This is a genomic window from Planctellipticum variicoloris (genome assembly GCF_030622045.1).
GTDB classification, from domain to species: Bacteria; Planctomycetota; Planctomycetia; order Planctomycetales; family Planctomycetaceae; genus Planctellipticum; species Planctellipticum variicoloris.
The window spans coordinates 5,751,839-5,772,782 of sequence record NZ_CP130886.1 but is presented as its reverse complement, the minus strand read 5'-3'; the positions used below and the strand labels follow the sequence as shown (position 1 = coordinate 5,772,782).

Sequence of the window (20,944 nt, the reverse complement as noted above, 5' to 3'; positions counted from 1 at the left end):
GGCGCGCGGCCACGTAAGAACGATCTGCGAATCCCGCGACTGGCCGCCGTCCGACTCGCTTTTCCGCCCCAGTCCGCTAGACTTGCACCAAGTGGTCGAACAGGGGCGACCGGGGTTTCCGAGTCAGTACGCGCCCGGCACGCCATCGGTGCGGGCCGGCAGACCAGGACGGGGCGGGCGTGACGGAGTCGGTGCGCGAACCAGTCGAATCTCCGACGGGAGTTCTTGTTGGGGAAGTCGAACGCGGCTTCCGCGAACGGGATCCTGAGGCTTTTTTCGTGCTGCCCCGTGTACTTCGCCGGGTGATCCGGCACGAGCTCGAAATCACTCATCCCTGGGCGAAGATCCCGCACCGCAAGTCGCTGGTGGTCGATCGGGATCGGCTCATGTGGCTGGTCGCCCTTGATGAGCTGGGAGCGGAAAACGCGACCCTGCTTCCGGCGAAGGTCATCCTGATCGCTCGGCCGGAAGAAGAGCAGCTTCGCGGACTGGGGCGGCCGCAGCTCCAGCGCTATTACTGGCGGATGCTGTTCCACGCCCGGCTCGACGCGGTCCTCCAGGACCGGACCGCTCCTGACCGCATGAGTTCCGCCGGCGTGCGGGAGCGAATTGACCGGATCGGCCAGACGCAGTTCGATGAGATCCGCGCAGTGCTTCGCCATGAAGGCATGCTGCTGCATCCAACCAGCGTCCGCGAGGCCTGGGCCGAGTTCGTCGCGGTCTTCTGCGAATTGCGTTACTTCGCGCCGGAGCTGGTCACGCTCTATTTTCCGTCGATTGACGATGTCGATGCGACCGCGGCCTGGATCGAGCAGGAGTGTCCGGCGGCCGAACTGTACGAGTCGACCCGCCCGCTGGAACTGGAGGGACTCGACCCCGGCGATATTCGGTTCGGCGAACCGCCGGAGGATCGCAGCCCCCCTGCGCCGCCGACGGTGACCGCCGCCTCGACGCGCCGTTGTTACTCCCTGCTCAAACGGGCAGCGATCCGCCGCCTCAAAGGAAACGTCGTCCGAGCCGCCATTCTTCGCCAGATGTCGCTCGACATCGCCGGCGCGGAAGTCCGGGTCGCCATTGAAAGCGAAATCGCCGCCGACTTGGCCTCGCTCTGCCAGCGGCTGCAGGCCGCGCTCGAACTCGACGACGACGAACTTGCCGCCTGGACGAAAACGACCCGGTCTCTGCTGGCCGGGGCGACTCGGGGCTACTGGAACGCCAACGCCCGACTGCTCTACGACCTGCAGAAAGTCTGCCTCGATCACGAACAGGAAAGCTACCGGATCGACCTCTGGCTGTGGCTGCGAACGCTGGGCTGGTCGCCGCTGAAACGTCCTCTTCCGAATCAGCGGATCGTGCTGATTCAGAAACACCTGCGGACCGCTGCGTCGCGAATGTCCAAGGTGCGGATTTCCCCCGAAGAGCGGCGAGGATTGGAATCGCTGCTGCATGAAGCGCTGGCCGCCGCCGAACACATTCTGCGGCGCGGAATGCGACCCCTTGTGCAGCAGTCCTTTCAGGACATCGGCCATACGCCGCACAACGTCGTCGAGCGCGTGGCGTTCGGCAAGCTCATCGACGAACTGATGGACCAGATCGTCGATCGCGGCTTTCTGACGATGGGCGATTTGCGGGACGGCCTGTCCCGCAACAACTTGAAGCTTCCGGATCTGTCGAGCTGGAAGGAATTCAGCAGCGGCGACACGCTGCTGCAGGCCGATCGTCGCTTTGCGGTTCTGCTCGACGGCGTCTACCAGAAAGGACCCTTCTACCTCCGCTGGCTGCAACGGCTCAGCTCGCTCGCGTTCGGCACTCCGCAGGGCCGCTTCCTCACGAAATATGTGGCCATTCCCTTCGGCGGGGCGTACCTGATCATCGAAGGGCTCAATCATCTCATCGCCCCGATTTCCGCATTCCTGATTGAGAACGAGTTGCATCTCTACCACAAAGGGAATGTCCTCGAACTCTCTGCGTGGGTGCTGGGGGTCGGCTGCTTCCTGTTCGCGCTGATTCACGGCCCCTGGTTTCGCGCCGCCGTCGTCGATCTGCTCGTCATGTTCTGGCACGTGGGGAAAGGGCTGCTGGTCGACTGGCCGCGGGCGCTCTGGCGGATGCCCCTGGTGGCGGATTTCCTCCGCAGTCTGCCGTTCAAGCTGTTTCGCAGGTATTTTGTCAGCCCGATTCTGCTCACGTTCACGCTCTGGCTGCTGCTGCCCTTTGAAGGGACCTGGTCCCGCGACAACCGCTGGCTGGCGGCTGGCCTGTTCGTCGCCACGTTCGCGCTGCTGAATTCCCGGCTCGGACGCGATACCGAAGAAGTCACCTGGGAGTGGATGGGCCGGACCTGGCAGCGCATCCGGGCGCACCTGATTCTCGGCCTGTTCAATCTGATCGTCGATCTGTTCCGTCAGTTCATGGACGGCGTTGAACGCGTGCTGTACGCAGTCGATGAATGGCTTCGTTTCCGCAGTGGCGAGACCTCCCTGACCCTCGCCTTCAAGGCCGTGCTGGGAGCCATCTGGTCCCTGATTCACTCCGTCATCCGCTTCTGCGTGACGCTGCTGATCGAGCCCCAGGTCAATCCGATCAAGCACTTTCCGGTAGTGACGGTCTCACACAAACTCATACTGCCGTTCACGCCCACGCTCGTCGGCGTCCTCAAGCCTGTGATGGGAAGCATCTACGCCACGACGGTCGGCACCGCCATCGTCACCAGCATCCCGGGAGTCTTTGGCTTCCTCGCCTGGGAGCTCAAAGAAAACTGGCGGCTTTACGCCGCGAATCGCTCCCCGCGAATGCGACCGGTGATGGTGGGCCATCACGGCGAAACGATCGCCCGGCTGCTCAAGCCCGGTTTTCATTCCGGGACGATTCCCAAGCTGTTCGCACGTCGCCGCCGGACGGCCCGCAAGTATCGCTTGATCCCCGAACTCAATCGCCAGTCCCGCTACGAAGAACAACTCCACCACCTGTCGGAGCGGATTGTCCATTTCGTCGAACGCGAACTGCTGGCCGTCCTGGCGGAATCGACGGCATTTCGTTCGGCGGAGCTGTCCATCGGCGCCATCGTCGTCAGCACCAATCGCTTCACGGTGGAACTGGCCAACGCCGCGTGCCCGGACCGGCCGATCGAGCTCGTCATCGCCGAACAGTCCGGCTGGCTGCTGGCGGGCATCGCCCGACCCGGATGGATCAGCACCTTGAACGCCGAGCAGTGTCAAGTGCTCCGCGCCGCACTCGCCGGGCTTTACAAGCTGGCAGGCGTCGACCTCGTCCGCGAGCAGATCGAATCCAAACTCGGTTCGCCGCCGCATCCTTACGACATCGCTGAAACAGGCCTCGTCGTCTGGCCGAATCGCAACTACGACGCCGAGCTGCACTATCCGCTCAAAGATACGCAGATTTCGACCCCCCGTCCGCGCAGTCTGGCCCGCTCGGTGGGCCTCGAACGCCTGCCGCTGACGGAACTGGTCTTCCAGTTGCATCACATCGAATGGGCTGACTGGACCAGCCTGTGGGACGGAGAAGCGGCGACAGGAAGGGTCGAACGCCGTCTCGTGCCCGGCGTTCGCCTGCTCCCGGAAACATACGCCGGTTGATCAGCTCTTCGGCTGGCTCAATGCCTGCCAGATCGCGTGCCAGTTCCGGCCGGCGTCGCGCACCTGCCGCCAGACCGCCCGCCAGCGATCCTGGTCCAGTCGGCGGTGCAGGGCCTTCACCAGCGTCGTCGCCCGGGCTTCATCCACCAGCTCGGCGATCGCCGGCAACAACTGGTCCGAAACTCCCGTCACACGCCCCCGTTCCCGATCTGTGGCCGTCGCAACGGCGCCTTCCGTGAACTTTCCCAGGACCTCGTTCGCATATTCGACGGCCCCGCGAATGTTCTGTTCCTTGGGGCGCGAAGGCTCCTGCCAGTTGTAGGGAGGCGTCCAGTCGAGCGGGGGATTCAGCAGGTCGATCTTGTTGACAACCACCAGCACCGGCGGCGGTTTCAGTCGGGGTTGCTCCGCGTACCACGCGGCCAGCCGTTCCAGCAGATCGCGATCCGCCGCGCGAGCGGGTGATCGCGCTTCCAGAACCAGCAGCATCAGGTCCGCTTCCTGCGCCGCCGCCTTTGCCGCGGCGAGTTGCTCTCGGGTCGCACCCGCGTCCGAGTAGCCGGGCGTATCCAGCAGCACCAGCCGCTCGTCGCACTCCGGCAACGGCAACTGGTATCGCTGGACGGCGGCGGTCGCCGGCAGCACGTCGACGATTGCCTGTTCTTCACCCAGCAGGCAGTTGATCAGGCTCGATTTCCCGGCCTTCACCTGGCCCACGACGGCAATTGTGACCGTCACCGGCTCCGATGCAGTCTCGGCAGCCGTTTCGCGGGTCACTGGCAGCTTGCCGCCAGTGCCGTCTTCAGACCGAACCGCACCAGCCGGAGAATCCCCCGCCAGCTTCCTCTGCCAGGCGCGATACTCGGCCGCGCCACCCCGCAGTCGGCCGCTGTTGAGTTCGATCAGATAGAACCCCGTCTGCCGCACAAAGAGCATCGCGACCGTCCCCAGCAAGTTCTGCTGGAGCTGTTTCGACAGCGGATCGACGGCGTATCGCGACGCCAGAAACCTTCCGAGATTCAGCGGATTCATCACGATCGACGCTGCCCAGGCGGTGTTGCTTGCCACCTGCCACCAGCCCGGCGCCTTGGACAGCAGTTTCCATTGCCCGACGGTCACCAGGTGGCTGCCAGGGACGTAGGTTCGCAGCCAGGTCTCCAGATCTTCGGTCGAAAGCTGGACGACCGCCAGCAGTTCCAGCACGGACAGATGGTCCACGGGCGACGCCGACTTCGGTCGATAGTGGGCCCCCAGCAGCGCCGCCAGCCGCTGGACTTCCTCGGTATAAAACGCCGGTTGCAGCAGCTCTCTGGCGGTTAACTGCGCGACGCGTTCCTGTTCGCGGACGATCAGTTGCGACGCTCCTTCATCCTGGGGCGTCCAGTGCAGCTTGGGCGTGTCGGGCCACTGGATCGGTTGCAGCACCTTCCAGCGCCGGGCCAGCAGCCACCCCAGGCCCCAGCAGAACGGCAGCGACCACGCGAGCCAGAACCACCAGCCGCTCTGCCAGAGCTGCCACGCGCCGAATCCGGCGATCGCCACGATCGGCAGCAGCAGCAGGGTCGCAACCAGCACGAGTTGCCAGCGTCGCATCGTGATCCTTATTCGCCGAGCGCGCCGCCGGTCTCCCCGACGCCCGATCCGATTTTTCACGGTAGAGCATGTCACCCTGGCCGGCCTGGCGCGGTATCCTCTCCGGTTCGCCAGCCTGTCATCCTACGCGGCAGGCCGGTCGTCTGCACAGCACACTTGAAAGAGGAACAGACACAATGCGCAAGCACTGGCTGGGGGGGATTCTGTTGGCGGGTCTGGCGGCTGCGGTCGGCTGGGGAGCCGGCTACGCACACGCCGATGCACAGCAGAAGGCGATGGTCTACGAACTGCGGACCTACACGACGGTCGACGGTCGCCTGGACGCGCTCAACGCCCGCTTCCGTGACTACACGGTGAAGCTGTTCGAAAAGCACGGTATGAAGAACGTGATCTATCTGACCCCGATCGACAAGCCGAACACGCTGGTCTATCTGCTGGCTCACAAGAGCAAGGAGGCCGCTTCGGAGTCCTTCAAGGCTTTTCGCGCCGACGCCGAATGGAACGCCGCCCGCGAAGCGTCCGAGAAAGACGGCAAGATCGTCGAGAAAGTCGAGTCGGTCTTCCTGAACCCGACCGACTACTCCCCCATGAAGTAATTTTCGCTCAGATTCCCGATTTCCCGGAAGCCCGGCCGCGTCAATGCGCCGGGTTTCTGTGTTTCCGGAGGACCACGAGTCCAGAACCGTCCTCAAAGCTGTGGCGGGTTGTCATCGGTCTGATGACGACTCGGACCGGGAGGAATTCTCCCCAGGCTCCGCAAACCCCGCAAAACGTGTGTTCCGCATGTTGATCGGCATTTTCTGCCGATTGGCACACTCCGTGCGAATTGTCTCTCACCATGCGAAGCCAAATGCGACTTCGCGAGTGACAAACCAAGACGGGAAGGACCGGATCATGTTGCGAACTCTTGTGCTCGGTACCGCGGTGGCTGTGGGACTCGTACTGGCAGGGCAGGGAACGGCGCAGGCCGGCGGCCCGGGTTATCACGGCGGCCACCATCACCATCATCACCACGGGGGACCGGGTTACGGCGGCGGATACGGCTATCGCGGCGGGTACGTCGGTCGCCCGATCGGCTATCGACCGGTATTTGTCGGGAACTCGGGACCTGCCTTCGGGTATCCGGTGAATTACGGGTACGGCTACGGGCAGCCGGCCTGCGGAACTGGTTATGGCGGCTACGGTTACGGCGCATCGAGCTACGGATACGGGTCCGGTGTCGGGATCGTGACGCCCGGCTTCGGATTCTACTATTCCCGTTAGATCTGCACGTGTGCCAGGTTCTCCGGCAACGGGAGCAGCCTACGATTCTATTGCGGGCAGCCGCATGAGGCGGTGCAGAACTTCGCAGTCAGCGGGCGCGCTTGCCCGCTCTGCGAGCTGGTCTTGAGTGAAGGAAATTTGCCATGTTTCGTTCCATCATCCTCGCCGCGCTCGTTGGCTCGGCCGCGATGCTGGGAACTGCCGCCCCGGCAGAAGCCGGCAGAGGACGAGTCATTGTGGGTCCCAATCGAATCGGCGTCCGTGCCTTTGGCGCTCGCGCCATCGTCCGCCCAGTCTACGTCCGACCACGGTACGTCGCTCCACGTTACGCTCCTCGCGCAGCGTATCGCGCCTATGGGTATCCGGCCTACGGTTATGGTGGATATGGGTATGGCGGCGCGGGGTACGGTTTTTCAATCGGCGGACCGCGGTCGGGCTTCAGCGTCTACGGCTACTGATCGCCTGATTTTGGCCTCGCTCGTTTTTCCGGAACGCCCCCGACACTTCGGGGGCGTTTTCATTCAAACCGGCGACTGGCTGCTGGCGGCCCGCTTCAGGGCCGCCAGTTGGACCCACAGGTCGCCGCTGAAGAGGTCGATCAGCTTCGCCAGACCGGCTTCCGCAAGATCCGCTCCCGTGACGAATCGTCCGGGACGGGACCATGTTGTAATCAGCTCGACGCTGCAGCCGAACAGCCGGGCGAGCAGCTCATCCTGGTCTCGCTCCATCACCCGAAAGTGCCGGGCCCACTCTTCCGCCTCTTCCAGCTTCACCTGCTCCTCGCTCTGCCAGCGGATCGGATGAAACAGCAGCGACGAATGAACTGTCGCATAACGCTCGTCGCAGGCCGCCAGGGGCATCAACGCGGCCGAACTGCATTCCCCGGTCACCACGCCGATCGCTTTCAGCCCGCGCAGCCGGATGATCGTCGCCAGCGCCAGCCCAATGAAGGCGCTCCCGCCGCAGGAGTCGAAGTAGATCACCCCGCGCGACGACCGCGGCACCTCGATCAGCCTCTGGTGCAGCTCTCCCTGCCGATCCGTCAGTTCGCCGCTCAGGATCAGCTCCCACTGTCGGGCGTCGCCCGGCTCAAACTCACCCGGCGACTTGCCACCCCCCGGAGCCGGGTAAGGCCGCACCGGTCGCGGCGCCGGCCCCGCAGGCTTCTTCTTGGCGAATCGATCCGGGGCACGACGAATGGGGCGGGACATGAAGTGTTCCAGCACGAATGGCGAATGAGCGTGAATCTCTTTTCCTGAGGCCGACGCCTTTTATCCCGCCGGAGGCTCCACGGCAATCGTCCGACGCGGTTACAATCTCAATCATCGAAATCGGCCGATGTCACCGGGCGTCGGCCGACCACATTGCCCTTAAGGCCTCGGCCAGCAGGAGAACGCATCGTGCAGCGCAGCTCGTGGACGTCGTGGATGGGTCGGTGTCTCGTCGGTGTCGGTCTTCTTTTCGCCGCAGGGGCGACTCAAGCACAAGTAACGCTTGAACGGCAGGACCAGACCGTCGCGGTCAAAATCGACGGCAAGGACTTTACGACCTACCACTTTTCCAGCGATCTGCCGAAGCCGTACTTTTCCCCGGTGATGGCCGCCGACGGCGCCGTCGTCACCCGGCCGATCAATGATCCGGCCGACAAGGACCACCCCCACCACAAGGGGATCTGGACCTCGGTCGACGAGGTCAACAAAATCAAGTTCTGGGCCGAGAAAGGGAAGATCGTCAACGCCGGCGTCGAACTGGTCACGCCCTCCGGCAACCCCGCGGTCATGAAGGTCGTCAACCACTGGCTCGGCGAAGACGGCAAACCGGTGCTCGTCGAAACCACGAAAATCTCCATCCACGCCAACCGCCTGATGGTCTTCGAGATCGCGCTCGCCAAGGGCGAGGCGCCGGTCGAATTCGAAGACACCAAAGAAGGCCTGTTCGGCGTCCGCGTCGCGACCAGCATGCGGGAAAAAGTCGGCGGCACAATCCTCAACGCCGCCGGCGAAACGACGATGAAAAACTGCTGGGGCAAACCCAGCCCGTGGGTCGACTACAGTGGTCCCGTCGCGGAGAAGACCTACGGCGTGGCGATCTTCGATTCGCCGAAGAACTTCCGTCCGTCCCGCCACCACGTCCGCGACTACGGCCTGTTCAGCGTCAGCCCGTTCGGCGAAGGCGCCTACCAGAACGACGCCTCCAAGAAGCAGCTCGTCCATCTCGACGATCAGCACCCGTCACTGAAGCTGACCTACGGCATCTACATCCACTCCGGAGACGCCGCCGCCGGCAAGGTCGCCGAGACCTACGGCGAGTTCGTGAAGCTCCTCAAGTAGGGCCGGGCGCGCCCGGCCGTCTTCTTGTTTTAGATGGTTTTCCCATGAACGCCGACGAGCTCCGCGCCCTGCAGGCGCCCCTGAAGGAGCGGTACCGGGAAAATCCCGAGACCGCTCTGATCACCTTCCATGCCGTGGGCCGGCTGAGCGACGGCGTGCGCTGCCAGCTCAATACGCCGCATGGCACAGTCACCTCCGGCCTGCACCCTGCGGCCGGGGGCGACGGCCGCGACCTCTGCTCGGGCGATATGCTCCTGGAGGCCCTCGTCGGCTGCGCCGGGGTGACCCTCCTCGCCGTCGCAACCGCGATGGGAGTCACCCTGCGCGACGCGACCATCCGGGCGGAGGCCGACGCCGACTTCCGCGGCACGCTCGCGGTCAATCGCGATGTGCCCGTCGGCGTCCAGCGCCTCCGGCTCAGCTACGAACTCGACACCGACGCCACTCCCGAACAGATTTCCAAGCTGCTGCAGCTCACGGAACGCTACTGCGTCGTCTACCAGACGTTGATCAACCCTCCGCAGATCGAAGTCTCGCACCGCGTCGTCACGTGAATCGGTCCGGTCCTGCTGCGGGAGTTCGGCACAGTGGTCAGATCGCATCTGGAACGACACAACACCGAACGGATCGGCTGGCTGCGGGCCTCCGTTCTCGGAGCCAACGACGGCCTCGTTTCAACCGCCAGCCTGATCGTCGGCGTAGCCGCTGCAAGTTCTCCGACAAGCGAAATCCTCGTCGCCGGCGTGGCCGGGTTGATGGCCGGCGCCATGTCGATGGCCGCCGGCGAATACGTCTCCGTCAGCTCTCAGTCCGATACCGAACGGGCCGACCTCGACCGCGAGCGCCAGGAACTGACCGACAACGTCGAATTCGAACGGAACGAACTGGCGGCGATCTACGTCGGTCGAGGGCTGGATCAGTCCCTGGCGATTCAAGTCGCCGACCAGCTCATGGCGCACGACGCCCTCGGTGCGCACGCGCGCGACGAACTCGGCATTTCGGAACTGACGACAGCCCGTCCGGTCCAGGCGGCTTTCGCCTCGGCGGGATCGTTCACGCTCGGTGCGATTCTCCCGCTGCTGAGCGTGCTGGTCACCCCCCGATCGGCCGTCATTCCGGTCGTCGTGACGACGTCGATCGTACTTCTCGCAGTCTTGGGCGCACTCGGCGCTCACGCCGGCGGCGCTTCGGTGGTGAAAGCCGCCGTGCGAGTCACATTCTGGGGCGCCCTGGCAATGGCCGTCACCGCCGGCGTCGGAGCCCTGTTCGGGGCTGTGGTGTAGCCACCCGCCGTCAGACCTGTTCCGCCCAACTGGGCCGCTTCGCCTCATACCCCACGCGAAGCCTCGTCAGCGGATGCACAAACTCAATCGCCGCGGCATGCAGACACAACGGCGGATCGCCGACCGACAACGTCTGCGAAGCGCCAACCTGCCCGTCCCGCAGATAAATCGGGTCTCCCACGATTGGCAATCCGAGCTGCCACAGGTGCGCACGGATCTGGTTCGTCCGCCCGGTCAGCGGCGTGACTTCCAGCAGCGTCGTGTTGTCGTCGAACTCGCGAATCGCCCGAAACCGCGTAATGGCCGCCGAGCCGCAGTCGTCCGGCAACCGCACGCCCCCCGGACCCGGAGTCGCGCTCAGCGGCGCATGGCACTCGAACTCCGATTGTGCCGGCCGTCCATGCACTCGGGCCAGATACGTCTTGCCGACCTCGCCCGTCTCGAACTGCGGCTGCACCCGCCGGGCGACTTCGCGCGTCTTGCTGAAAACCACCACGCCCGAAGTGTCCGCGTCCAGGCGATGGGCCGGCCGCAAATGGATCGGTGCAAAGACCTGGTCGAGCAGCCACGACAGCGAATTCCGATGAAACCGCCCGCAGGGATGCATCGGCAGCGGAGCCGGCTTGTGCACGACGACCAGCGCGTCGTCCTCGTACAGGATCACAATGTCCGCCGAGACCTCCGGTTCGAGTGCCGCCGGCAGCTTGTGCAGCAGCCGTTCCCCCGCTCGCAGGATCCGTCCGGGCCGCACAACGTCACCCCGGCAGACCAGTCGGCCCTCCGCACACGCCCGCTCCCAGTCCGCACGCGACAGATGCGTCCGCATTGCGTCGAGGAAGTCGAGCAGCTCGGTCCCGTCCAGCCGCAGCGGCACGCTCAGCGGCCGCACGTTCTCATACGGCACGCTGCCAGGCAGGGGCGAAGTTGCCGCCCGAAGGGCTCCCTGCCGCCCCGCGAGCAGCGCCGCCTGCGCCTCGGCGTCTGGCCGATAGCAGTGCGGACACGAGATCCCCTCGACGTACGCGGACGACGCCTGATCCTCGGGCGTCAGAATCGCCTGGCAGGCGAAGCACTGTTCGAGATCCCCTTCCGACAGATCCGGCGTCACGGAGACCCGCCGGTCGAAGACGAAGCAGTCTCCCCGGTAATGCGCTCCGCCGCACTCTTCGAAATATTTCAGAATACCGCCGTCGAGCTGGTAGACATCCGCAAAGCCCGCCTGCTCCAGGTACGGCGCCGCCTTTTCACAGCGGATGCCCCCCGTGCAGAAGGTGACGACCGGCTGCTGTTTCAACTCCGCCGGCAGCCCCAGCACCGCCTGCGGGAAGTGCCGGAAGTCGTCCAGCGGCAGCGCCAGCGCTCCCTCGAACGTCCCCGCGTCGACCTCGAACTCGTTTCGCGTATCAAGCAGCGTGACCGGCCGCCCTTCGTCCAGCCACCGCTTCAGCGCGCGCGGCGGCAGTCGGCGCGACGTATATCGCCCCGGCTCGATCCCCGGCATTCCGAACGCAATGATCTCCGCCTTGATCTTCACCAGCATCCGGTTGAACGGCTGCTCGCGACTGAGGCTCTCCTTGACCGGCAGCTCCGCCAGCCCCGGAATCTGCCGGACCCGTTCCAGCAACGCTTCGATACCCGGACGCTCCCCGGCCACGAACAGATTGATCCCTTCCGGACTGAGCAGAATCGTCCCACGCAGCCGGTTCGCTTTGGCCAGCTCGCGCAGCTCAGTCCGCAGCTCCGCCAGGCTGGTCAGCGGAGCGAACTTGTAGGCGGCGATGTTGAGGATCGGGAGCGGGTCGGCGGGCATGGTCGTTCGGGGGGAGGTAAGTTGCGGAGAAAGAACGTCACACGCCTGTAAACTACCACACGCCGGTCAATCCGTCGTTGCTTGGCGAAGATGACCAGGCTGCCGTAGGGCCGGGCGCGCCCGGCCGTCTTCGTTACGGTACCCCTGACGCCCAACGTTGTGTGCACTCCGCCCTCTCCGCCTTCCGGCACGCTCCCTCTTGCCGGAATGTTCAGTTTGCGGGACACTTTGACACCAGTCCACAACGCGCCCGCCGATTACTGCCGTTGCCGGTGCAACTCCGCGAGGGAGGCCCCCCAATATGCTCGCACGCTTCATCGTGATGCTCTTCCTCGGGATGTGCGTTGCAATCGTTCCTGCGATCGCCGCGGAACCTGATACCGCGGAAGCCAAGATCGTCGTTCTGACGGAACTCAGTCGCCAGAACCGGGAGAACCGCCAGAAGCTGCGGACGTGGGAAGGGACGCTCGCCTACCGCATGGCGTTCCGCATCCCTCCGCTCGTCAACGTTGATCGCAAGGCCACCCGCGATCCGGATTCCGAGTTTGTCCGCGGCAGGGGAGAGGCTGATCAGGTCGACCGGTGTCGGACCGGCCGTGTGACGTTTCGCCGTGCCGTCGAACCGGATCGGCTTGCCGAGGAACTCAAGGACGACGGACCGATTGTGTTCGTCCGTTCGCCGAGCGGAACGAAGTTCTCCGAAAGTCGGACCGTCTACGAAGAGCGGATCGTCGCCTTGCCCGACGAACTGCTGTCGTTTCAGGCAAATCGCTACTACACGGTCGAGGGGGACGACCAGCGACTGAAGTCGGTCCTCGCCGTCCGGCATTCGCCCCGGACACGCGAGCGATACCTTCCTGTATGGTCGCTCGACACGAACCCCTGGACCGGCGAATTCATCGATCCCATGAGTTACTTCGGCCACGACCGTCCGACCGAAGATTACCTCGATCTCTATGTCGCGTCACTGCGCGGCGATCATGGTCCCGAGGACGCCGCGCAGGTCGATCGTGCTGTGAAGATCACTTCCCGCGTGGTCGACGGCGAAACGCTGCTGACGCTGGAAGGTGACTTGCTGGGACGGGTTGATCGGCTGGAGTTTCGCAAAAGGACCGGCCAGCTCGTTGCACAGCGCCGCTGGTTAAAGGAACCAGGCAAGACGCCGTGGATCGACTTCGAACTCACCTGGGAGTACGAAACGTCGGGAGACCTCTGGACGCCGAAGAAGATCGTCAATCTGCAGCACAGTCCGCGCGGGGCGGGCGTCTCCACGCGGATCGAATACGAGATGCTCGCGTCGAAGGTCAATTGCCCGCTGCCGGAGGACTCCTTCACCGAGTCCTTCCTGCGAGCCCCCGGCGACGCCTGGCGGGCGACTTCGGACGACAAGGGGATCCAGGTTGTTCGACCTGAGGCCTCGACGACTCCGTAGGGCCGGGCGCGCCCGGCCGTCTTCACGCTATTCGTCTTCGCCAGCCCATCGCCTCCTCCCCGCCAGGTAGCGGCGGCTCCCCGCTCCGAATATAGTTGCCGGGAGGGAGTTTGCGTCGTTTTCCGCCCGCCCTCGGCGCCGCAGGCGATTCCCCGCTCGGAGGCACACATGGTTTCCGGACCCGCTCAGGACCGTTCGAATCTGGCGATCATCGCGAAGCTCCGTAGCGCCCTCCTCTGCGGACTGCTGGCGGGCCTTACTGCTGCCGTTTTCGCCGACCGGGTCGCGGCGCAGGATCAAGCGCAGCCTGCGGAGGCCGCGGAAGTTCCCGCCGACAAGGAAGCACCGGCCAAACCTCCGGCGCAGGCGCGGCCGGCCCCCGGCGGCGGGCTGTTGAACAACCTGCTGAAAGGCATGCTCCGACCAAATCCGCGCGGCGGTCGAGCGCCCGACCAGGCGGGCGATCCTGCGACCGCCGAACAGCCCGGAAGTCTCGATCCGGTCGACTCGCGAGCCGCCCGCGACGCCCGCAACGAAAACATGCTCAAGATGGCCGAGCAATCGGTCCGCCGTAACGACTACAAAGCGGGCATCGAATTCCTGCAGCGATTGCTCGACGAACCCGGCGATTCTTTGCATCGCGCCGGGAGAGACCGCTGGCAATCTCTCCGTCAGACCGCCCAGGAAACTCTGGGGAGAATGCCCGCGGAAGGACGTGCGCTTTACCGGGAACAGTACGAAGGTCTGGCGCGTCAGGAATGGGATGCCGCCCGCCAGCAGGGAGATGCCCAGGCTGTTGCCCGTGTGGCCGATCGCTTCCTGCACACCGCTGCCGGCCAGGAAGCCGCCGACTGGCTCGGCGCCCTGCACGCCGACCGTGGAGAATTTGGCCTGGCGGATCACTGGTACCAGCAACTCCAGCGCGACAACGCCCCCGTCACACGCTCGGCCGCGTGGAAGTGGAAAGCCGCCTTCGTCGCCCGCCAGTCCGGTCGCTCGGCGGAATCCGCGCCTTGGCCGATGGAGCTTCCTCCCGGTCGCACAGGAGACCGGTACGCGAGACTCAAAGACCTCGCTCCAGCCGCCGAATTCACCGCAACTCCGCAGTCGGACTGGCGGCAGAACTACGGTTCCGAGCGACGACTGGGGGTCTCTGCGGCGGGCGATCCGTTGCTGATCCCCCGCTGGGAGAACCCGTTGACCGACAGTCCCGCAGTCGCTCGCCGCATCGAGCATCTGCAGCTCGATCTGCGGGATCAGGGACTGGCGCCGATTCTCGCCTGGCAGCCGCTGGCCACGCACGGCGTCGCCCTGTTTCGCGGCCTGCGGGGCGTGCGCGCGGTCGACATCGCCACCGGCAGCACCCTCTGGGAAACCGAAGCGACAATGACTCCCGAGGGGATGATCGCCGGACTCCCGCCCGCCGGCGTCGATCCGCAGCAGGCCTGGCGGTTCCGCATGAACAATCTCCAGCAGGACGGCGAATACGCCGGACCTTCCGCCGAATACCACCCCGTCGCCAGCCTGCTCTTTCGCGACGGCGTCTACGGCAGCATCAGCAGCGACGGCGAGCACGTGTTTCTGCTGGAAGATCAAGCGGTTCTCTCCCGCTCTCAGCCCGGCTGGCAATGGGGCGAACAGGAAAATCAGGATCTCTACGGACTCGACTGGACTTCCAACCGGCTTTCAGCCTACGACCTCCGCAGCGGTCGCCTGCGCTGGACGGTCGGCGGCTCTGCCGCGGACGAGTCGCTTCAGCTTCCACTCAGCGATGTCTGTTTCCTGGGCTCTCCGGCGGTCGATGGCGACGAGCTGTTTGCCATCGGCGCGCGCGGAGACGAAGTTCGGCTCTGGTGTCTGGAAACCATCAGCGGCCGGCTCCTCTGGTCGCAGCTTCTCTGCTATCAGGATGCGAAGATCGACAAGGACATCGGCCGCCGCTGGCTGATGTTGCAGCCGTCGCTCGCCGAGGGACTGGTCGTCTGCCCGACGGCTCTGGGCTGGCTGGTTGCCATCGACCGCCTGAGGCATTCCGTGTTGTGGGCCCAGAGATATGCGGAACCCGATGCGTCGGAAAGCCGCGAGAACGGCGGCAATCTTGTCCCGCAACGCAGCCTTGCCGCCACCTGGGGACCCTCCGCGCCGGTCATCGCCGGACGCTCAATTGTCTATGCGGCTCCGGAAGAACCGTTGCTGCATTGCAGCGACCTGCTGACCGGCGAGGTGCAATGGCGCGTCCCCCAGGACGACATGCTCTATCTCGCGGGAGTTTTCGACAAGCGCGTCCTCCTGGTGGGCAGCCACCAGATCAAGGCCGTCAATCTGACCGACGGCGCCGATCTCTGGCTGCAGCCGCTGGAACTGGACGACAATGGGAAGTCGTTTCGAAGGTCTCAGGTTGACGAACCGGCCGGTTCGCTCAATCCCGATCCGGCCCATGCCGATGGGGCTGTTGATCGATCCTCCACCAGCCCGGCGCCGGCCGGTCGCGGTCTGGCCGTCCCGGGAGAGTATTATCTGCCTCTCACGACGGGCGAGTTGCGCGTGATCAAGCTCGACGACGGCGCCACGCAGAGGCGATTCTTTACCGGTCCGAGTGCGTTTCCGCTGGGAAACCTGGTCTGGCACGACGGCACGCTCGTGTCTCTGTCGAGTGCCGGCGCGACCGGTTTTGGTCTGCGGAGCGGCGTGCTGGCCGAGGTCCAGCAGCGTCTCGAAAAGAACCCCCGCGACTCCTGGGCGCTGTTGCGAGAAGGCGAAATGCTCGCCATGAGCCGGAATTTTGCCGAAGCCTGGCAGAAACTCAAAGACGTTGAACTGGAAGGACTGAGCTCAGCCGATCGGCAGCGCTGGCGGGGACTGGGGCTCGAAACGCTGGAGCAACTGGTTCGCCAGGATCCCCGGCAAGCCGAGCCCTGGTTGGCCGAATTGCGAACGCTCGCCGCCACGGAGTCCAACCGGTCGCTCCTCGCCGAACTTGAAGTGACCCGACTGCAGGCGATCGGAAACTCGGTGGAAGCGTTCGAGCGGGCCTGGCACGATGCCGAGCGTGACGGGAGTCGCGTCCCCCGCACCCGGACCGAGAACCGCAAGATCGAGGTCCAGCCGGGCGCCTGGCATCGCGGCCGGCTCCAGGATCTGTGGGAATCGTCAGTCGAATCGGAACGGACGAAGATCGACGAGTTCGTCGCGGAACTGCTGAAGGACTTGCCTGATCGCGATCCGGCCTCGCAACAGGCGATGCGCCGCTTGCTGGCGTTTCACCCGGCGATTGTCGAGATCACACTGCATCACGCCGTCGAATTGTCCGATCAAGGCCATCTGGCCGGAGCGGAACTCGAACTGCTGCCCGTGATCGATCTGTCTCCGCGGAATTCCTCGGCCCGTTGTCTGCTGGAGCTGGCGCAGCGTTGCGCAGCGGCCGGACGCATTGACGACGCCCGGCTGCTGGCGCGTCGTCTGACGTCTCGCTTCGGTCCGGAACTGCTGCCGGATGGTCGGACCGTCGCCTCCGTTGCCGAAACGATCGCGCCGACCGCTGCGGCGGAACCTCCCCGACCGGGTGAGAAGCCGGCGGCGCTGAAGGTCGAGCAGGGCATGGTGGAATTCTCGACGCCGGAGCAGGAAATTCCGACCGACAGTGCGTGGCCGTCTCTGCAGTCGCTGGACCTGGTGATCCAGACCGGGGAACGACGGCTGGTCGTCTCCGAGCGTCAGACCGGCCGTCGGCTGTGGCTCGCGCCGCTGCGCAGCGGCCCGCACGAGCAGGGCGACGGCTATATCACGACAGCGTACTGCGGCAGCACGTTGTATCTGGTCCATCAGGGAATCCTGCATGCCATTGCGCCGCTGGAACAGCGAGTCCTCTGGACTCAACCGGTCTCCCCCGAACAGGCGGATGCCGGGCATTGGCGGACGGCGGAACGGGAACCGCTGTCGCCGCTGGTTCGGGCCGAGGAGCTGCGGGGATATGGCTCCCCCGTGCTGGGACGCGGCCTGCGATCGGGATCGCTGGCCGCCGTGACCGCGCACTATGTCGCCGTTGCCAGCCGACGGACGTTGCGGGTTCTGAGCCCGGAGACCGGCGAGGAACTCTGGCAGTACCACGGTCTGTCTCCCGAAGATGTCGTCCTGCCGCTCGCAAGTCGCCTGGTCGTCATGGACCTGGATGGCGGGATCAACGCCGTCCTGCGCGCCTGCGACGGCCGGCCGCTCGACTGGGACGACGTGACCGACGATCTCGCGGAGCGGGCCATTGCCGTTCAGGGAGACGCGGTGCTCGTGTCGAGCTCCCGCCAGAAACCCGGCCTGTTCTCGTTTCTGACCAGCACCACGACGACTCTGCAACTGCGCGATGCCATCACCGGAGCAGATCGCTGGTCCTGCAAGTTCGATGGGCCGGGGCTGTTGGGCCTGCTGTCTCCCGACGAAGCGGTCTTTGCGCAGTCCAGCGGCAAACTGCAGCTCGTCGATGTGGCGACGGGGGCGATGCGGACCTTTGAAGCAGGCGTGAAGTTCTCGCTGATGGAAGCCTCCGAAGTCCACGCTCTCGCGGACGGAGAACGACTCTATCTGCTGATCAACAGCGGCGACGGCCGGCGGTTCGATCACTATTCCGAAAGCGTCCCTTCCGTCGAAATGCACGGCGTCGTCGTCTGCTGGGACCGCGCCTCCGGCAAACTCCTCTGGAAACGCGACGTCAAGAAGCAGCACCTGGTGGTCGAGCACTTCCGCTCCTCGCCAGTCCTGATGTTCGTCGCCAGAAGCTGGGTGACGAAAGAGAATCTGAATTACACGCTGCTCAATCTGCTGGCGGTCGATAAAGCCACCGGCGACATCGTGCATCAGTCCAGCCTGCCGACCATGTTCAATGGCTTCCATTCCATGAAGGTTCTGCCACAAGGCCGGTCCGTCGAATTGCGGTCTTACAACTATCGCATCCGCCTGGTTCCCGATGCCGGCGCTGATGCTGACGCCGCAGCCGTCCAGGCAGTCGCCGCACCTCCCCAACCCTGATCTCGACGCTCCGAATTTGGATTCCTCTCAGCGCGACACCATGCTCAACCACATTCCCTCCGTCATTTCACCCGATCTGCTCGCCGTGATGATGCGCATGGGCCACGGCGACACGATCGTCTTTGCCGACGCTCATTTTCCGGCGGATTCCCATGCGCAGCGCATCGTCCGCGCCGACGGCATCGCCGCCCCGCAGCTCCTGGAAGCCGTGCTGCGGCTGCTGCCGGTCGACGATTTCGTCCCCGACCCGATCAATGTCATGCAGCCCGTCGATCCCCAGACCCCCGAACCGCCGATCTGGTCCGACTACCGCGCCGTCGTTCGCCGCTCGACGGGCCGGACGATCCCGCTGACCCCCGTCGATCGCTTCGCCTTCTACGACCTCGCCCGCCGGGCCTACGCCATCGTCGCCACCGGCGAGACCGCCATCTACGCGAACATCCTGATCAAAAAGGGCATCGCCACGCTGACGGACTGACGGAAGTGGTCAGTTGTCAGTGGCCCGTGGTCAGTGGTCAGTGGGGTGAAGTCGCTGCCTGCGTTTGTTTTTCGCAACTGACAACTGACCAATAGTAATTCCCCCGGATGTCCCCCATGCCGACCGCGACTGCTCTCGCCGATCTGCAGGCCCGTCTGCTCGCCGGGTATCCGCTGCTGTTCCTGCGGACCCACGAAGAAGACCGCTGGGAGCGGGCGATTTCCGATCTGTCGCTCGAAATCGAGCGCGGGCTGGTCACCTGGACCGTGACCCGCGGACTGGAACCACCCCCTTCCACGGAGTCCGCCGGTCCGCTGACGCCGATTGAAATGCTGCGCTGTCTCGAAAGCTACCCTCCCGATCACGTCTTTCTGCTGAAAGACCTGCAACCCTATCTCGACGATCCCGAGCTGCTCCGCAAACTTCGGGACCTCGCCCCGCTGCTCGAAGCGTCGCGTCAGACGTTGCTGCTGATGAGCCCCGTCGCCGCAGTTCCCCCCGACCTGGAAAAGGCGTCCGTCCGCATCGACCTCCCGATGCCGGACTACGAAGACCTGAAGGCCGAACTCGACGACGTCGTCACACAGCTCGGCGAAGATGTCGAAACGCCGCTGTTTCTGTCAGCCGACGACGAAGATCGCCTTCTGAAGGCCGCGATGGGCCTGACCGTGGCCGAGGCGGGGAAGGCCTGGCGGCGGGCGCTGATGGGCAAAGCCGTGCTTGACGAGGAAGTCTTCACCACGCTCATCGCCGAGAAGCGGGCGCTCGCTTCGGGGTCGGATCTGCTCGACTTCTACGATCTCGACGAAGGAGTCGCCGACGTCGGCGGCCTCGATCAGCTCAAAGACTGGCTCCGACGCAGGTCCGAAGCCTATTCCCCTCGCGCCCGAGAACAAGGAATCCCCCTCCCCAAAGGCGTCATGCTCCTCGGCGTCCAGGGCTGCGGCAAAAGCCTCACCGCTCGCGCCACGGCCCGGTTGTTGAGTTTTCCCCTGATCCGGCTCGACATCGCCAATCTGCTCAGCAGCGGCCGGGGCGAGTCCGAACGTAACCTGCGCCAGGTGCTGGCGCTCGTCGAATCGATCGCTCCCATCGTCCTCTGGCTCGACGAACTCGAAAAGGGCTTTGCAGGGCTCGAAGGGGACCAGAGCGCCGACGCCACCATGTCCCGGCTCATTGGCGGCTTCCTGACCTGGATGAGCGAGATCAGCAAGCCGGTGTTCGTCGTCGCCACGGCCAACTCGGTCCACCAGCTTCCCCCCGAACTCCTCCGGCGCGGCCGGTTCGACGAGCTCTTCTTCATCGACCTGCCGAACTATCACGAACGCCGCAACATCCTGGAGATTCACCTCAGCAAGCGGGGTTGGAAGCCGGATCTGTTCGACCTGCCCGCCCTCGCCCAGCAGACGGAAGGCTTCAGCGGCGCCGAACTGGAACAGATCGTCGTGACCGCCCTCATCGAAGCCTTCGGCCACGGCCGCGTGGTCGCCCAGGAAGACCTCGAACGCGCGCGACGCAGCACCGTGCCCCTGTCGGTCACGATGGAAGAAAAGGTCTTCGAGCTGCGGCAGTGGGCGGAAGCCCGTTGCCGTCGGGCGACCTCAGACAGCCGCGTCACCGAAATGCTTGACGAAGAAAAGCGGATCTTCGGCGACGACGAAGAAGCCGTCGCGCCGAAGGATCTGCCCCCCTGGGCCCAGCTCGCCGTCCACGGTCAGCTCAAAGGGGCTCTTGTCGAGTTCGTTCGCAGCAACGGAGAAACTCTGCTGCCCGAACTGCAGCGGGCGCTGGAGCCCTACATGCCCGTCGCCGCCGATTTCGGCCTGGCCCTTCGCAGCAACCCGAATACCGTCCTCTGGACCGGTATGAGCCAGGACCTGTGCGAGCTGATCAAGGATCTGGTCGCCTCAAAACGGCTCTACTTTCACCCGGTCGACATCGAACGCTACCAGGCGATCCCCGCCGGACTCAAGCTCCCGCCGATCGTCGAGCCGACCGACGAAAAACTCCCCCGCCCCTGCTGGCTCCCGGTCTCGCTCCGCACGGCCCCGCACCCGGTCCACCATCACCGCCTGGCCCGCATCGGCCGCATCAAGCTCGCGGGAGCCGCGGAGTAAGGGGGGCATCGTTGATCGTCAGATAA

Annotated in this window: 14 protein-coding genes; 11 read left to right on the top strand and 3 right to left on the bottom strand. The window is 64.8% G+C overall.

All coding sequences use genetic code 11. From position 1 onward, the window contains the following. The first annotated feature begins 278 nt into the window (after positions 1 to 278). Positions 279 to 3,596: a hypothetical protein gene (locus tag SH412_RS22485; protein ID WP_336520272.1), complete on the top strand. Its 3,318-nt coding sequence runs from the start codon at positions 279 to 281 to the stop codon at positions 3,594 to 3,596. Here the strand turns inward: SH412_RS22485 and SH412_RS22480 are convergent, their stop codons facing one another. After that, on the bottom strand, positions 3,597 to 5,189 hold the full coding sequence (locus SH412_RS22480) for a GTPase family protein (RefSeq protein ID WP_336520271.1): 1,593 nt from the start codon (positions 5,187 to 5,189) through the stop codon (positions 3,597 to 3,599). A 176-nt stretch (positions 5,190 to 5,365) separates the two neighbouring features. On the opposite strand from SH412_RS22480, the gene SH412_RS22475 reads away from it, so the two are divergent. From SH412_RS22475 to SH412_RS22465, 3 genes are all read left to right on the top strand, one after another. Then, positions 5,366 to 5,785, top strand: coding sequence for an NIPSNAP family protein (locus tag SH412_RS22475; RefSeq protein WP_336520270.1), 420 nt, complete (start codon positions 5,366 to 5,368; stop codon positions 5,783 to 5,785). Between the two features lie 298 nt (positions 5,786 to 6,083). Further along, positions 6,084 to 6,452, top strand: coding sequence for a hypothetical protein (locus tag SH412_RS22470; protein ID WP_336520269.1), 369 nt, complete (start codon positions 6,084 to 6,086; stop codon positions 6,450 to 6,452). A gap of 143 nt (positions 6,453 to 6,595) precedes the next feature. Then, positions 6,596 to 6,910 carry a hypothetical protein gene (locus SH412_RS22465; protein ID WP_336520268.1) on the top strand — a complete coding sequence of 105 codons (315 nt, stop codon included), beginning with the start codon at positions 6,596 to 6,598 and terminating at the stop codon, positions 6,908 to 6,910. Between the two features lie 63 nt (positions 6,911 to 6,973). Here SH412_RS22465 and SH412_RS22460 read toward each other — a convergent pair whose 3' ends face one another. After that, positions 6,974 to 7,663, bottom strand: a complete 690-nt coding sequence (locus SH412_RS22460; protein WP_336520267.1) for a ClpP family protease — start codon at positions 7,661 to 7,663, stop codon at positions 6,974 to 6,976. Positions 7,664 to 7,852: 189 nt separating this feature from the next. Between SH412_RS22460 and SH412_RS22455 the strand changes: the two genes are divergently transcribed. The 3 genes from SH412_RS22455 to SH412_RS22445 are packed head-to-tail and all read left to right on the top strand — an operon-like array spanning position 7,853 to position 10,065. Further along, the gene (locus SH412_RS22455; protein ID WP_336520266.1) at positions 7,853 to 8,782 is read left to right on the top strand and encodes a DUF6807 domain-containing protein; all 930 of its coding nucleotides are present in this window, start codon (positions 7,853 to 7,855) and stop codon (positions 8,780 to 8,782) included. Between the two features lie 44 nt (positions 8,783 to 8,826). Beyond that, positions 8,827 to 9,336 carry an OsmC family protein gene (locus tag SH412_RS22450; protein ID WP_336520265.1) on the top strand — a complete coding sequence of 170 codons (510 nt, stop codon included), beginning with the start codon at positions 8,827 to 8,829 and terminating at the stop codon, positions 9,334 to 9,336. A gap of 33 nt (positions 9,337 to 9,369) precedes the next feature. Beyond that, complete coding sequence (locus tag SH412_RS22445) at positions 9,370 to 10,065, top strand: VIT1/CCC1 transporter family protein (RefSeq protein WP_336520264.1); 696 nt, start codon at positions 9,370 to 9,372, stop codon at positions 10,063 to 10,065. A 10-nt stretch (positions 10,066 to 10,075) separates the two neighbouring features. On the opposite strand, the gene SH412_RS22440 is transcribed toward SH412_RS22445, so the two are convergent. Beyond that, a complete protein-coding gene (locus SH412_RS22440; RefSeq protein ID WP_336520263.1) occupies positions 10,076 to 11,875 on the bottom strand; it encodes a sulfurtransferase in 1,800 nt (599 codons plus the stop codon). 301 nt (positions 11,876 to 12,176) lie between these two features. Between SH412_RS22440 and SH412_RS22435 the strand changes: the two genes are divergently transcribed. The 4 genes from SH412_RS22435 to SH412_RS22420 all read left to right on the top strand — a co-directional run bounded on the left by SH412_RS22435 (position 12,177) and on the right by SH412_RS22420 (position 20,918). Continuing rightward, positions 12,177 to 13,307, top strand: a complete 1,131-nt coding sequence (locus SH412_RS22435) for a hypothetical protein (RefSeq protein WP_336520262.1) — start codon at positions 12,177 to 12,179, stop codon at positions 13,305 to 13,307. A gap of 168 nt (positions 13,308 to 13,475) precedes the next feature. After that, a complete protein-coding gene (locus SH412_RS22430) occupies positions 13,476 to 18,323 on the top strand; it encodes an outer membrane protein assembly factor BamB family protein (RefSeq protein WP_336520261.1) in 4,848 nt (1,615 codons plus the stop codon). 40 nt (positions 18,324 to 18,363) lie between these two features. Next, entirely contained in the window at positions 18,364 to 18,801 is a 438-nt protein-coding gene (locus SH412_RS22425) for an RbsD/FucU family protein (protein ID WP_336520260.1), read from the top strand. A 116-nt stretch (positions 18,802 to 18,917) separates the two neighbouring features. Next, the gene (locus SH412_RS22420) at positions 18,918 to 20,918 is read left to right on the top strand and encodes an AAA family ATPase (protein ID WP_336520259.1); all 2,001 of its coding nucleotides are present in this window, start codon (positions 18,918 to 18,920) and stop codon (positions 20,916 to 20,918) included. The last annotated feature ends 26 nt before the right edge of the window (positions 20,919 to 20,944 follow it).